Source organism: Pseudomonas syringae (assembly GCF_001698815.1).
In the GTDB taxonomy this organism is placed as follows: Bacteria; Pseudomonadota; Gammaproteobacteria; order Pseudomonadales; family Pseudomonadaceae; genus Aquipseudomonas; species Aquipseudomonas syringae_A.
In genome coordinates this window covers 80552-94193 of the sequence record NZ_LGSI01000032.1, presented here as the reverse complement: position 1 = coordinate 94193, position 13642 = coordinate 80552, and the positions used below count along the sequence as shown (strand labels likewise).

The window sequence follows — 13642 nt, the reverse complement described above, 5'->3', positions numbered from 1 at the left end:
TCGCGGGCAAGCCACGCTCCAACGGGTGAACTGTCACAGTCCTTGACCCACAGGAGCGTGGCAATGCGTTGGGGGACTTATTTTGCGGTGCTGGCTTCGGTACTGAGCGTCGGGCTCGCCTTGGGCGTCAGCATGCCGCTGGTGTCATTGCGCCTGGAAAGCTGGGGCTACGGCTCGTTCGCGATCGGCGTGATGGCGGCGATGCCAGCCATTGGCGTGTTGCTGGGCGCGAGTCTGGCCAGTCAGCTTGCCGCACGTTTCGGCACGGCAGCGCTGATGCGCCTGTGTCTGTGGGCGGGCGCGCTGTCGGTGGGCTTGCTCGCGCTGCTGCCGTATTACTCGATCTGGCTGGTGCTGCGCCTGATGCTCGGCGTGATCCTGACCATCGTGTTCATTCTTGGCGAAAGCTGGATCAACCAACTCGTGGTCGAGCGCTTGCGCGGCCGCCTGGTGGCGCTGTACGGCAGCACTTACGCGCTCTGCCAACTGGCCGGGCCGTTGCTGCTCGGCGCGCTGGGTACCGAAGACGATTACGGCTTCTGGGTCGGCGTGGCGTTGCTGGTCAGCTCGCCACTGCTGTTGCTCGGACGTAGCGGGGCGCCCAGCGCTGATTCCTGCAGCGTGACCTTTATCGACTTGTTCGGCTTCTGCCGCTCCATGCCCGCCATTGCCTGGGCCGTGGCGCTGTTCGCGGCGTTCGAAGCCTTGATCCTGACGCTGCTGCCGATCTACTGCCTGCGCCAGGGTTTCACTGCGGAAATCGCCTTGGCGATGGTCAGCACCGTGGTGGTCGGCGACGCGTTGCTGCAACTGCCGATTGGCGCGCTGGCCGACCGCATTTCCCGACGCACGCTGTTTTCCGCTTGCGCAATGGCGCTGATGATTTCCAGCCTGCTGGTGCCGCTGATGGTCGATACGGTATTGATCTGGCCGCTGTGGGTGCTGTTTGGCGCCAGCGCAGGTGGCTTGTTCACCTTGTCGCTGATCCTGATCGGCGAGCGTTTTCGCGACGATTCGCTGGTCCGCGCCAACGCCCATGTCGCGCAACTTTGGGGGATTGGTTGTCTGATCGGGCCATTGGCGGCCGGAGCGGGCAGCCAATGGGTCAGCGGGCAGGCACTGCCGCTGTTGATGGCAGCGGGCGCATTCGGGTTAGTGCTCTTGTCGCAGCGGCGCGGCGCTTTCGGCGTACAGCCGGTCGCAGCCTAGAGCATTTTCTCCAGGCCGACGGCGCTGCTGAACCACGCATTGAAGCGGCGCCATGCGTCACCCGGTTCCTTGTGCAAGGTGTGGATCTTGCCGTCGTCCTCGGTTTCCCACACCACTTTGCCGTCCTCCAGCTTCGCCTGATAGCTCAAGGCCGGCGCCATGCCTTGCAGGGTCAGTTCGCGCAAGTATTCAGTGAGCTGCGGGCTGTCGACCAACACGCCGACTTCGGTATTCCACAGCACCGAACGCGGATCGAAATTGAACGAGCCAACAAAGATTTTCTGTCGATCAAAAATCATCGCCTTGCTGTGCAGGCTGGAGTCCGAGCCGCTGTTGATGAACGCGGCTTTCTTGAACAGATGCGGACCGCTGCCGCCGCTGGTCCCGGTATCGCCCGGTTGGCGACGCATTTCGAACAGCTTAACGCCATGCTCAAGCAACGCCTTGCGATAGGGCGCGTAACCGCCGTGTACCGCCGGAACATCCGTGGCTTCCAGAGAGTTGGTCAGCAAACTCACCGCGACCCCCGCATCGGCACGCCCCGTGAGGTAAGTCAGGCCTTCGTTGCCGGGCACGAAATAGGCGGAAATCAGCACCAATTCTTCATGAACGTTGAGCAGTTCCGGGGCCAGCTGCGTGGTCAGCAGCAAGTGCGGGTCCGGCTCGTCGCGGGCCAGCACCTTGGTCGGCGCATCCCACAGCGCCTGGTTATGCGCCCAGATCAGCTCGTTGAGCCAGGTTTTCATGCGCGGCTGGGTTTTGTAGGCCATCAAGCGGTCGTACAAGGCGCGGTGTTGCTGGTGCGACTTCTCCAGCGAGTCTTCGAGCTGCACCCGCGCCTTGGCGAGGTCGCGCACGGTCGGCAGGAAGTACATGAATTCGGCGATGGGTTTGCTGAGCGCGCTGTTCCAGTATTGATCGAAGCTGTGCCCTAATTGCTGCGCCACCGGGCCGACGCTGAGCATGTCGATATCGGTGAAATTGAGGTTTTCCTCGGCGTCGAAATACTCGTCGCCCAGATTGCGCCCACCGACAATCGCCACGCTGCTGTCGGCCAGCCACAGCTTGTTGTGCATGCGTCGATGTTGGCGGGACAAATTGAACAGGCGGCCCATGCTGCGCGTCACGCCGGTTTCGCGGCCCAGCTCTTGCGGGTTGAACAGGCGGATCTGAATGTTCGGGTGCGCGGCGAGGGTGGCGATGGCCTGATCGAGGCCGTCGCTGGTGGTGTCATCCAGCAGGATTCGCACCCGAACGCCGCGATCTGCCGCTTTGAGCAACTCGTCGATGAGGGCGCGAGTGCTCAGGCCGTCGTGAACGATGTAGTACTGCAAGTCCAGGCTGGTGCGCGCATTGCGGATCAGCTCGGCGCGGGCCATGAAGGCTTCGGTGCTGTTGGGCAGCAGGCGAAATCCCGAACGGCCTTCATGGGGCATGGCCATGGACTGAATCGAGCGGCCGAACGCCGAATCCGTCGGCGGCAACGCCTGACTCGGTTTATTGGGAATACTGACATGGGCGCAGCCACTGACGCACAACGCAAATAGCAGACAAAGGGACGACGCCCACGCTCTCTTCAAACTCACCACCCGCACACTTCGATATGGCGATATGACCCTCGAAACCCGATAAAAGTTACGCCAGGCGTATTACTGCTGGGCGATCAGTTGCGAAATGGTCTGGCCGACGGTGCGTACGGCCGCCTCGACATCCGCCGTGGGCTTGGCGGCGTAGTTCATTCGCAGGCAATTGCGGTACTTGCCCGAAGCAGAAAAAATACTGCCCACCGCGATCTGTACGCCTTGCGGCAGCAATGCCCGATTCAGGCGCTGAGTATCGAAATCCTCGGCCAGCTCGACCCACAACATGAAGCTGCCCTGCGGCCGACTGACTCGCGTGCCCGCCGGGAAGTAACGCGCCACCCAGTCAATCATCAAGTCGCGGCTGCGCTGATACTGGCTGCGCATACGCCGCAAATGGGGCTCGTAATGCCCGCCCTGCAGAAACTCGGCGATCGCCAGTTGAGGCTGCGGCGCGGTGGAACCGGTGCTGATGTATTTCATGTGCAGCACCCGCTCAAGGTAGCGTCCCGGTGCAACCCAACCAATGCGCAGCCCCGGCGCCAGCGTCTTGGAAAACGAACTGCACAACAGCACCCGGCCATCTTCGTCGAAGGACTTGATGGTGCGTGGTCGCGGGTACGTGTAGGACAGATCGCCATACACATCGTCTTCGATGATCGCCACGTCAAAGCGCTGGGCCAGGGTCAACAGCGCCCGCTTGCGTGCTTCAGGCATGACGTAGCCCAGTGGATTGTTGCAGCTGGGCGTCAACTGTATGGCCTTGATCGGCCACTGCTCCAATGCCAGCTCCAACGCGTCGAGGCTGATCCCGGTCAGCGGATCGGTGGGGATTTCCAGGGCTTTCATGCCCAGCCCCTTGAGGGTTTGCATGGCGCCGAAAAAGCTCGGCGAGTCCACCGCCACGATATCGCCGGGATCACAGATGGCGCGGATGCTGGACGACAGCGCTTCATGGCAGCCGGTGGTAATCACCAGGTCATTGGCGGTGAGGTTGCAGCCCGAATCCAGCAGCAGACGCGCGACTTGCTCGCGAAGTGTCTGGGTGCCGTAGATATTGTCGTAATACAGACCAGGCATGTCCTGATTCCGGCTGATCCTCGCCATGGCACGCAGCAACGGCCGCAGCGTCGGACTGGTCACGTCCGGCATGCCCCGTCCAAGTTGCTGGAGCTTGGGATCGGTCTTGGCGCGAATCAGCTCCAGCACCTGATCCCACTGGGAGATATCCACCGGCCGCTGCGCCGGACGACCGATCACCGGCAGCGCCGGAACCGTGCGGCTGGCGGGCACGAAATACCCGGATTTGGGCTTTGGCGCCGCGAGGCCATTGTCTTCCAGCAGCCGATACGCCTGCTGCACGGTGCTCAGGCTGACGCCATGCTCGACACTCAAGGCGCGCACTGAAGGCAGCCGGTCGCCAGGACGATAAAAACCGTTTTCAATCCGCGAGCCGAGTAACTCGGCGAGGTTGACGTAGAGGGTCATGGCGTACTTCCGGCCGCTATATAAATGGAAACCATACAGATGCGTGAAAAATACAGCATTCAGGACAAGTTTGAAATCATCTGTATGCAAATTAATAGATTTGTTTGGATCTGTAACGGTTTCTCCCGCGCAGCCATCATGTCGCCACAGACAACGTGATGAGGGTTTGAACAATGAACGGGTTCAGTGATGTGCGGTTGGCGCTTTACAGCCAGGAACTGAGTGAAGGGCAAGCAGTTGTCGTCAAGACAGCCTGCGCCCCTAAGCTGAGTCGCTGGGCTCTGTATGGCCATCGCTGGACGTCACGCAAAGTGCTGCTGAACCTGACCCTGGATGAGTTGCAGGATATTGGCATCACGCCGGGGCAGGCCAGGACGGAAGGGTTGAAGCCGTTTTGGAGAGAGTGACATCTCGCCCTACAACCATGGAAATATGAAAACCCGTAGGACCGGCTTTAGCCGGGAGGGCATTCTCCCGGCTGAAGCCGGTCCTACGGGATGCATTCCAATTCATAGAATTTCAGCGCAACTCCATCAACCGATGCCACAACATCCCCAGCGCCAGCAGCGGCGAGCGCAGGTGTTTGCCGCCGGGGAAGGTCATGTGCGGGACTTTGGCGAATAAATCGAAGCCATCGCTGTGCTGCCCGGCGATGGCCTCGGCCAACAACTTGCCTGCCAGGTGCGTGGCGTTCAGGCCATGCCCGGCGTAAGCCTGGGCGTAATACACGTTGGGCTGATCCGCCAGCCTGCCAATTTGCGGCAGGCGGTTGGCGCCGATGCCAATCATGCCGCCCCATTGATAATCGATCTTCGCCCCGGCCAGCTGCGGGAACACCTGAAGCATCTTGGGCTGCATATAGGCCGCGATGTCCTGAGGATCACGCCCGGAATAATGACAGGCACCGCCGAACAACAGGCGGCGATCCGCCGAGAGCCGGAAGTAATCTACCGTCACGCGCTGGTCGCACACCGCCATGTTTTGTGGCAGCAGTTGATGAGCCTGAGTTTCGCTCAAGGGTTCGGTGGCGATGATGTAGCTGCCGGCGGGCAGGATCTTGCCGCTCAACTGCGGATTGAGGTCATTCAAGTAAGCATTGCAGGCCAGCACCAGGGTTTTGGCCGCGACCGAGCCTTGGGCGGTATGCACTTTGACCTGCGGGCCGTAGTCGATACGCGTTACCGCCGAGTGCTCAAACACTTGAACACCCAGTGACCGCGCCGCAGCCGCTTCGCCCAGCGCCAGATTCAACGGATGCAAATGCCCGGAACCCATGTCGATCATGCCGCCGACATACCGATCAGAACCCACCACGCTGTGCATTTCGCTGGCTTGCAGCAATTGCAGATGATGGCGGTAACCGAGGCTGCGCAGCTCTTCGGCGTCTTCGGCCAGACTGACCAGATCGCGCGGTTTGTTGGCCAAGTCGCAATAACCCCAGGTCAGATCGCAATCGATGGCGTAGTGCTCGACGCGCTGGCGCACGATCTCCACGGCTTCCAGCCCCAGCAGTTTCAACTGGCGCACGCCGTCGTTGCCGATCACATTGGCGAACTGCTCAAGGCCATGGCCGACGCCACGAATCAACTGACCGCCATTACGCCCGCTCGCACCCCAGCCGATCTTGCGCGCTTCGAGCAACACGACGCTCAGCCCGCGTTCGGCCAGCTCGATGGCGGTGTTGAGCCCGGAAAACCCGCCGCCCACCACGCACACATCCGCCTGCTGCTCGCCTTGCAACGGCGGATGATCCGGTTGCGGATGGCTGCTGGCGGCGTAATAAGAAGCGGCGTGTTCACTGGTCGCGGCAAAGGGTCGGGCGCGGGCGTCCATGGCGTGGGTTCCGTTGGCGGTGTTTGAAAAACTTCACGGAGGATAAGCCGCAGGTTCCGACGCGAGCAAGGATCGGTCCGACGGCACTGTCCTGAGTTGGGTAACTGAGGCAGAATCGCGCCCATTCACACGGGGTAATCGGTCCAATGAGCTGCAACAGTCAGAAAATTCGCTCGCTGCGTCAGCAGATTCCGTCTTTCGAGTGCGTTCCTGGCTGCCATGACTGCTGCGGGCCGGTGACTACGTCGCCGGAAGAAATGTCCCGTCTGCCACGCAAGACGGCAGCCGAGCAGGAAGCGGCCATGGACGAACTCAATTGCGTGCATCTGGGCCCCAACGGCTGCACCGTGTACGGCGAACGCCCGTTGATCTGTCGCCTGTTCGGCACCACGCCGACGCTGCCATGCCCCAACGGCCGCCGCCCCGTGGAGATGATCCACCCGCGGGTCGAGAAGCAAATTCACGCGTACATGGCGTCGACGCGGCAGGTTTTGGTGTAATCGAACACCGAGTCCGTAGGACCGGCTTCAGCCGGGAGGGCTAATGTCCTTACAACACAGCCGCTCCGAAGGGACTGGCCCTCTCCCGGCTAAAGCCGGTCCTACGGAATGCATTCCAAGCCTGGCGTCGTCACTCCGCAATCGGCAGATTCAAACTCTCTTTCACCTCTTCCATCACGATGTAGCTCTTGGATTCGCGCACATGCGGGAGTTTGAGGAGGATGTCGCCGAGTAGTTTGCGGTAGGACGCCATCTCTGAAATGCGCGCCTTGACCAGGTAATCGAAGTCGCCTGAAACCAGATGGCATTCCAGCACATGGGGCAGTTTCAGCACGGCGCGGCGGAATTCTTCGAAGGTGTCGCCGGATTTGTAATCCAGGCTGATCTCGACGAAAACCAGCAGGCTGGCTTTGAGCGCCTGCGGATTGAGCCGGGCGTTGTAGCCCATGATGATGCCTTCACGTTCCAGCCTGCGGACCCGCTCCGTGCACGGCGTGGTGGACAAACCGACGCGCTCGCCCAGCTCGGTGAACGAAATTCGACCATCGGCCTGAAGGATGCGCAGAATGTTGCGATCGATCTTGTCCAGCTCACGTTTTGACTGATGTTCTGTACGCAAGGGAAACCCCCTCTATCAAAGCGTTCTTTACCGAGAATTTCCGCCGAATATAGGCGTTTATATGGTGAAAAGCACTGCCAGATGCTGCATATACTGCACACATCCTTGATTAAAACTTCAAAACGTCAGCGGATATCCGCGATGAGGTCATCGACATGCGCGTTCTGGTCCTTGGTAGTGGTGTGATCGGTACGACAAGTGCCTATTATCTGGCGCGTGCAGGTTTCGAGGTCACGGTTGTCGACCGTCAGCCTGCTGCAGCCATGGAAACCAGTTTCGCCAACGCCGGCCAGGTTTCGCCGGGTTATGCGTCGCCCTGGGCCGCGCCTGGCGTGCCGCTCAAAGCCATCAAATGGCTGCTGGAACGCCATGCGCCTCTGGCGATCAAGGCCACTGCCAATATCGATCAGTACCTGTGGATGGCGCAAATGCTGCGCAATTGCACAGCCAGCCGCTATGCGATCAATAAAGAGCGCATGGTTCGCCTGTCCGAATACAGCCGCGATTGCCTTGATGAGCTGCGTGCCGAAACCGGCATCGCCTACGAAGGCCGCACGCTGGGCACCACCCAATTGTTCCGCACCCAGGCGCAACTGGATAACGCCGCCAAGGACATTGCCGTACTCGAACAGTCAGGCGTGCCGTACGAGCTGCTCGACCGCGCCGGCATCGCCCGGGTCGAACCGGCATTGGCCAGCGTCACCGATATTCTCGCCGGCGCGTTGCGTCTGCCCAATGACCAGACCGGCGATTGCCAGCTGTTCACCACGCGTCTTGCTGAGATGGCGGTGAACCTGGGCGTCGAGTTCCGCTTCAATCAGTCCATCGAGCGCATCGATTTTGCCGGTAGCCGCGTCAATGGCGTGTGGATCGACGGCAAGCTCGAAACGGCTGACCGCTACGTGCTGGCGCTGGGCAGTTATTCGCCACAGTTGCTCAAGCCGTTGGGCATCAAGGCGCCGGTTTACCCGCTCAAGGGTTACTCGCTGACCGTGCCGATCACCAATCCGGCCATGGCCCCGACTTCGACGATTCTCGACGAGACCTACAAGGTCGCGATCACCCGTTTCGACAACCGTATCCGCGTCGGCGGCATGGCGGAAATCGCCGGTTTCGATCTGTCGCTCAATCCTCGTCGGCGCGAAACGCTGGAGATGATCGTTGGCGACCTCTATCCTCAGGGCGGTGATCTGACCCAGGCCAGTTTCTGGACCGGCCTGCGTCCAACCACGCCGGACGGCACGCCGATTGTCGGCGCCACGCCGTTCAGCAACCTGTTTCTCAATACCGGCCATGGCACACTGGGCTGGACGATGGCCTGCGGTTCGGGCCGTTTGCTGGCCGATCTGATTTCGCGCAAAACGCCGCAGATCAGTGCTGAAGGCCTGAATATCTATCGCTATGGCAGTACCAAGGAGATCGCCCAACATGTCAATCCAGCGCCAGCTCACTAATGAGCGCATGAGCCAGGTCGTGGTCAACAACGGCACCGTGTATCTGTCCGGTCAAGTGGGCGACGACCTGACTAGCGGGATCGAGCAGCAGACCCGCGAGACCCTCGGCAGCATTGAACGCTTGCTGGATCTGGCCGGGACCAACAAAAGCCGCATCCTGTCGGTGACGATCTACCTGAAAGACATCGACGCCCACTTCGCAGGCATGAACAGCGTCTGGGACACCTGGCTGCCAAAAGGCGTCGCGCCAGCGCGTGCCACGGTTGAAGCCAAACTCTGCGAGCCGGAAATTCTGGTGGAGTTGTCCGTGATTGCCGCGCTGCCGTAACCGTAAGCAACAAATCCGTAGGAGCGAGGCTTGCCCGCGAATCGGCTGTAGGAGCGACTTTAGTCGCGAAGGCGTCAATTGCCCTCCCGACTAAAGCCGGTCCTACACCAAGCCTCGCTCCAACAGTCTTAACCCACTATCAGATCCCCATCATGCGTCCAGCTCGCGCCTTAATCGATCTTCAAGCCCTGCGTCACAACTACCAGCTAGCCCGCCAAGCCACGGGAGCCAAGGCACTCGCGGTGATCAAGGCCGATGCTTATGGTCATGGCGCCGTACAGGTCGCCCAGGCCCTGGAAGCCGAAGCCAACGGTTTCGCCGTGGCCTGTATCGAAGAAGCGCTGGAACTGCGCGAAGCAGGTATTCGCGCGCCGATCCTGCTGTTGGAAGGCTTTTTCGAGGCTGATGAACTGGCGCTGATCGTCGAGCATGATTTCTGGTGTGTAGTGCATTCGTTGTGGCAGCTCGAAGCCATCGAGCAGGCCAGCTTGCGCAAGCCGATCATTGCCTGGCTCAAGCTGGATTCGGGCATGCACCGCGTTGGCCTGCACCCCAAGGATTTCCGGGCCGGTTATCAACGTCTGCTGGCCAGCGGCAAAGTGGCGAAGATCGTCCTGATGAGTCACTTCGCTCGCGCCGACGAACTGGACAATCCGTGCAGCCAGGACCAATTGGCGGTGTTCGAAGCCGCACGCCAGGGTTTGGCAGCTGAAATCAGCTTGCGCAATTCACCTGCCGTGCTCGGCTGGCCGAATATGCCCAGCGACTGGATTCGCCCCGGCATCATGCTCTACGGCGCGACACCCTTCGATCAGCCGCAGGTGCTGGCCGATCAGTTGCAACCGGTCATGACCCTGGAATCGAAAGTGATCTGCGTACGTGAGTTGCCTGCCGGTGAGCCGGTCGGTTACGGCGCAGCGTTTATTACCGAGCGCACCAGTCGTGTCGGCGTGGTCGCCATGGGTTATGCCGACGGCTATCCACGCGAGGCACCCACCGGCACGCCGGTGTGGATCGACGGCCAGCCGAGCCAGCTGTTGGGTCGGGTATCCATGGACATGTTGTGCGTCGATCTGACCCATTTGCCGCAAGCCGGGCTGGGCAGCCGCGTCGAGCTGTGGGGCAAGAACGTTCTGGCCAGTGATGTCGCAGCCCGCGCCGGAACCATCCCCTATCGGATTTTCTGCAACTTGCGCCGGGTGCCAAGGCTCTATTCCGGGGCCTGACAGCCTTTCGCCAGCATTCACCTGTCCATTCAAGCGCGGCCCTTGCTGGCCGCTAGTCTCCTCAGTCAGTCCCTGGCCGGTCGAAGTGTTGTAAATACTGAACGCTGTTGCCATCATGGCGTTCATCTCGACCTAACCAGACTGAATCAGGAGGACTGCCGCATTGGACGTCGGTGAACGACTGCAATCCATTCGTAAACTCAAGGGCCTGTCCCAGCGCGAACTCGCCAAGCGAGCCGGCGTGACCAACAGCACTATTTCCATGATCGAAAAAAACAGCGTAAGCCCATCGATCAGTTCCCTGCGGAAAGTGCTCGGCGGTATACCGATGTCCATGGTGGAGTTCTTTTCCGAAGAGCTTGAGCAAGAAAATCCAACGCAAGTGGTTTACAAGGCCAGCGAGCTGATCGATATCTCGGACGGCGCGGTCACCATGAAACTGGTGGGCAAGGCGCATCCGAGCCGCTCAATCGCATTCCTGAACGAGATCTATCCGCCAGGTGCCGATACCGGCATCGAGATGCTGGTTCATGAGGGTGAAGAAACCGGCATCCTCGTCGAAGGACGACTGGAACTGGTGGTCGGCCTGGATACGTATATTCTCGAAGCAGGCGACAGCTATTATTTCGAGAGCACCAAGCCACATCGTTTTCGCAACCCGTTTGATGTTCCGGCGCGACTAATCAGCGCAGCTACACCGGCCAATTTCTAATATGAGAGCGTAGATTGCCCCGTAGTTACGGGACAGCGACAAATACGCCGAAAACGCTAGACTGTCAGGGAATAACCCTTCTTGTTATAAGGGTGTTTCGGACTGACAGGCTAAACGCTATACTTGCGCCCGCCTGCTAAACCGTGGCTGCGGGCGTGAATAGTCACCATGAGGGTGTAAGCGTGAACCTAACTAATAAGATTCTGGCAGTTGCTGCTACGTTGACTTTTTGGGCGTTCACCGCTCAGGCAGCAACCAATGACGAAATCGCTAAACGGCTGGAGCCGGTGGGCCAGGTTTGCGTTCAGGGCAAGGAATGCGCAGGGATGGAAGTCGTTGCGGCGGCGGGTGGCGCCGGAGGGGCCAAGTCGCCGGATGACGTTATCGCCAAGCACTGCAATGCATGTCACGGCACCGGTTTGCTGAACTCTCCGAAAATCGGCGACGCTGCAGCCTGGGGAACCCGCGCCAAAGAGCAAGGCGGTTTGGACGGCCTGCTGGCCAAGGCCATCACCGGCATCGGTGCCATGCCGGCAAAAGGCACCTGTGCCGACTGCTCGGACGCCGAACTAAAAGGCGCAATCGAGAAGATGTCAGGGCTGAAATAAGCCGATATCAGCAACGTCGCAAATGCCGTGGGGGCAAACTTGCTTGCGAAGGCAGTATTTCAGCCAACGAAAATGTGTTGGCGGAATTGGCTTCGCGAGCAAGCTCGCTCCCACAACAACTTGCTCCCACACAAGCTCACTCTCACACGTTGTCAGTCAGTCCGGGATAGCCCGCGAAGTGCTGTTTTGCGCTCCGCCATCGGCAACCCACCCAACCGCTCCACCGCCGCGTAAAACGCCGCCCAATCCCCATCGACCTGTTTGAACAGCGCTGCAAACGCCGGCACCCATTGGTCGTACAGTCCGAAGGGCAGCAGTTTGGCGTTGTTCAGCGGTGCGTTGATCCAGGCGTCATAGCGCTTGTCGCCAGCCCACTGGGTATCGCGCAATGCGCGGTAGTTGTTGCGCAGCGTTTCGAATTCCGCCGCTTTGCCCTCGCGCATCTGCTCAGCATTCAAGGGTTGGCTGTAGAGCCGCTTGAGGCGTTCCCGCGTGTCGAGCACCAACCGGGTGAACTGATCGCGCTGCCTGGATTGCGACAGGCGCTCGGCGGGCAAGCCTCGTGCGGCGCGCCATTGGCGAGTGCCTTCCTGCTCGACAAAGCTGGCGAAGGACTCATTGAACTCGCTGTCGTCCTTCACGTAGAACTGCTGGTGCGCCAGCTCGTGGAAGATCAAGGTCGCCAGGCGTTCATCGCCCCAGCCCAGCATTGAGCTGAGGATCGGATCGTCAAACCAGCCCAGGGTCGAATAAGCCTCGACGCCGCTGACATACACATCTTGCCCGGCCTGGCGCTGCAACGCCGCCGCACCCCGTGCGCCGCCCACGCTGTAATAGCCGCGATAGGCCACGCAGCCAGCAATCGGGAAACAATGGGTGACCGGTTCCAGCGAGAACTCGCCCGTGGCGAACACATTCCAGACCACATACGGGCGGCCCAGATCGGCATACAGGCGATAGCTGCGATTGTCCGGCAGGTGCAACTGACGGCTGGCGAAGGTCCGGGCCTGTTGTGAATGCTCCAGCATCTGGCGCAGACGCGGGCTGCGCGTCGGGTCGGCGATGACTTCGGTTACCGGCTGCCTGGCGCGCAAGAGCTGCAACTGACCGCTCACCAACTGGTCGTAATAATTGACGCTGGAACAACCACCGAGCAACACAAGCGCCACTAACGGCAGGCTGCGCCCCAGGCGGGAAAGGGTAATACTTGGCATGGACCGCCTCAACATTCGAAACATCACGCGTTATGCCGGACAGCACTGCCGTTACGCAACTATCATCGCTGTCCGTCCATACGGAGCCAACCATGCGCTACCTTTCGCTCATCCTCGCCCTGACCGCCCTGACCGGATGTGCCGGCCCCATGCCAGCGGTGAACCCGCAACAAGCCTGGGTCGATATGCGCACCATCACCGGCAAAATGGTGATGGCCGATAAAGTCGACGGCGTGACCACTTACGACGGACGCTACTTCCAGGTCCCACCCGGCAGCCACGAGCTTCAGGTGCGTTACGACTACGAAATCAACTACGGCGGTTTCAGCGCAATGAGCGACGATTTCACCGAGCTGACCTGCTACATCGACCTGAAATACGACCATTTCGCGGCGGGGCAGCGCTACATGATCGAAGTCCGCTCGATCCACAACTCCATTACTGCCTGGCTCTATGACGCGCAACGCAATGAGCTGGTCGAGCAAGAGGAATCAAACTGCATCTAGCGATCATTTTTCTGATAAATGATCTTTTTCGTGCCGTTGTCGCACGTACCGACGACCATATTCTGATCGTGGACTTCGTCATTGCTGACGATTTCCAGAGTGTAGGAGTTGACGTTGTTGGCCTGGATCTTGGCTTCGATCTCGGCTTTGAGTTCTTCGCAGGATTTAGGTGCAGCCAGGACACTGGTGGCCATTACAGTCCCTATCACGGCTAATGCAAAACGTTTCATGCTCGACTCCTTCGATACGGTCCGCAGCGGGACATCAGGCAGATTACCGCGCCAGCGCTGCAGTGTTTCATAGACCTCAACGCGCCCGTGCAAGTTCGTTCTACGTTGGTCGCACGGGTCGAACTTCTGCCCGGA

General features: G+C 60.1%; 15 protein-coding genes. 9 read left to right on the top strand and 6 right to left on the bottom strand.

What is annotated here, in order from left to right; all coding sequences use genetic code 11:
* The first annotated feature begins 63 nt into the window (after nucleotides 1-63).
* Nucleotides 64-1209, top strand: coding sequence for an MFS transporter (locus AFK24_RS08410; protein ID WP_065832813.1), 1146 nt, complete (start codon nucleotides 64-66; stop codon nucleotides 1207-1209).
* Here AFK24_RS08410 and AFK24_RS08405 read toward each other — a convergent pair.
* Together AFK24_RS08405 and AFK24_RS08400 are read right to left on the bottom strand one after the other, a co-directional pair.
* On the bottom strand, nucleotides 1206-2789 hold the full coding sequence (locus tag AFK24_RS08405; protein WP_139110471.1) for a phospholipase D family protein: 1584 nt from the start codon (nucleotides 2787-2789) through the stop codon (nucleotides 1206-1208). The two genes, AFK24_RS08410 and AFK24_RS08405, sit on opposite strands and share 4 nt — an antisense overlap.
* A gap of 69 nt (nucleotides 2790-2858) precedes the next feature.
* Nucleotides 2859-4277 (bottom strand): PLP-dependent aminotransferase family protein, encoded by a 1419-nt coding sequence (locus AFK24_RS08400; RefSeq protein WP_065832812.1) that lies wholly within the window; start codon nucleotides 4275-4277, stop codon nucleotides 2859-2861.
* Nucleotides 4278-4450: 173 nt separating this feature from the next.
* On the opposite strand from AFK24_RS08400, the gene AFK24_RS08395 reads away from it, so the two are divergent.
* Nucleotides 4451-4684, top strand: coding sequence for a DUF1127 domain-containing protein (locus AFK24_RS08395; RefSeq protein WP_065832811.1), 234 nt, complete (start codon nucleotides 4451-4453; stop codon nucleotides 4682-4684).
* Between the two features lie 112 nt (nucleotides 4685-4796).
* Here AFK24_RS08395 and AFK24_RS08390 read toward each other — a convergent pair whose 3' ends face one another.
* Nucleotides 4797-6110 (bottom strand): NAD(P)/FAD-dependent oxidoreductase, encoded by a 1314-nt coding sequence (locus AFK24_RS08390; protein WP_065832810.1) that lies wholly within the window; start codon nucleotides 6108-6110, stop codon nucleotides 4797-4799.
* A 146-nt stretch (nucleotides 6111-6256) separates the two neighbouring features.
* Here AFK24_RS08390 and AFK24_RS08385 point away from each other — a divergent pair, with 146 nt between their 5' ends.
* Nucleotides 6257-6610 carry a YkgJ family cysteine cluster protein gene (locus AFK24_RS08385; protein WP_065832809.1) on the top strand — a complete coding sequence of 118 codons (354 nt, stop codon included), beginning with the start codon at nucleotides 6257-6259 and terminating at the stop codon, nucleotides 6608-6610.
* A gap of 130 nt (nucleotides 6611-6740) precedes the next feature.
* Here the strand turns inward: AFK24_RS08385 and AFK24_RS08380 are convergent, their stop codons facing one another.
* Nucleotides 6741-7229, bottom strand: coding sequence for an Lrp/AsnC ligand binding domain-containing protein (locus tag AFK24_RS08380; protein WP_020291984.1), 489 nt, complete (start codon nucleotides 7227-7229; stop codon nucleotides 6741-6743).
* A 155-nt stretch (nucleotides 7230-7384) separates the two neighbouring features.
* On the opposite strand from AFK24_RS08380, the gene dadA reads away from it, so the two are divergent.
* From dadA to AFK24_RS08355, 5 genes are all read left to right on the top strand, one after another.
* Nucleotides 7385-8683, top strand: a complete 1299-nt coding sequence (gene dadA / locus AFK24_RS08375; protein ID WP_065832808.1) for a D-amino acid dehydrogenase — start codon at nucleotides 7385-7387, stop codon at nucleotides 8681-8683.
* A complete protein-coding gene (locus tag AFK24_RS08370; protein ID WP_065832807.1) occupies nucleotides 8658-9011 on the top strand; it encodes a RidA family protein in 354 nt (117 codons plus the stop codon). Before dadA ends, AFK24_RS08370 begins: the two co-directional genes overlap by 26 nt.
* Nucleotides 9012-9163: 152 nt before the next feature.
* On the top strand, nucleotides 9164-10237 hold the full coding sequence (alr, locus tag AFK24_RS08365) for an alanine racemase (RefSeq protein ID WP_065832806.1): 1074 nt from the start codon (nucleotides 9164-9166) through the stop codon (nucleotides 10235-10237).
* A gap of 163 nt (nucleotides 10238-10400) precedes the next feature.
* Nucleotides 10401-10949 carry a cupin domain-containing protein gene (locus tag AFK24_RS08360; RefSeq protein ID WP_065832805.1) on the top strand — a complete coding sequence of 183 codons (549 nt, stop codon included), beginning with the start codon at nucleotides 10401-10403 and terminating at the stop codon, nucleotides 10947-10949.
* A 182-nt stretch (nucleotides 10950-11131) separates the two neighbouring features.
* Nucleotides 11132-11557, top strand: coding sequence for a c-type cytochrome (locus AFK24_RS08355; RefSeq protein WP_065832804.1), 426 nt, complete (start codon nucleotides 11132-11134; stop codon nucleotides 11555-11557).
* A 152-nt stretch (nucleotides 11558-11709) separates the two neighbouring features.
* Here the strand turns inward: AFK24_RS08355 and AFK24_RS08350 are convergent, their stop codons facing one another.
* Nucleotides 11710-12771: an aminopeptidase gene (locus AFK24_RS08350; RefSeq protein ID WP_065832803.1), complete on the bottom strand. Its 1062-nt coding sequence runs from the start codon at nucleotides 12769-12771 to the stop codon at nucleotides 11710-11712.
* A 92-nt stretch (nucleotides 12772-12863) separates the two neighbouring features.
* On the opposite strand from AFK24_RS08350, the gene AFK24_RS08345 reads away from it, so the two are divergent.
* The gene (locus AFK24_RS08345; protein WP_080482080.1) at nucleotides 12864-13277 is read left to right on the top strand and encodes a hypothetical protein; all 414 of its coding nucleotides are present in this window, start codon (nucleotides 12864-12866) and stop codon (nucleotides 13275-13277) included.
* Here the strand turns inward: AFK24_RS08345 and AFK24_RS08340 are convergent.
* Nucleotides 13274-13507 carry a DUF1161 domain-containing protein gene (locus AFK24_RS08340; protein ID WP_065832802.1) on the bottom strand — a complete coding sequence of 78 codons (234 nt, stop codon included), beginning with the start codon at nucleotides 13505-13507 and terminating at the stop codon, nucleotides 13274-13276. The two genes, AFK24_RS08345 and AFK24_RS08340, sit on opposite strands and share 4 nt — an antisense overlap.
* Between the last annotated feature and the right edge of the window lie 135 nt (nucleotides 13508-13642).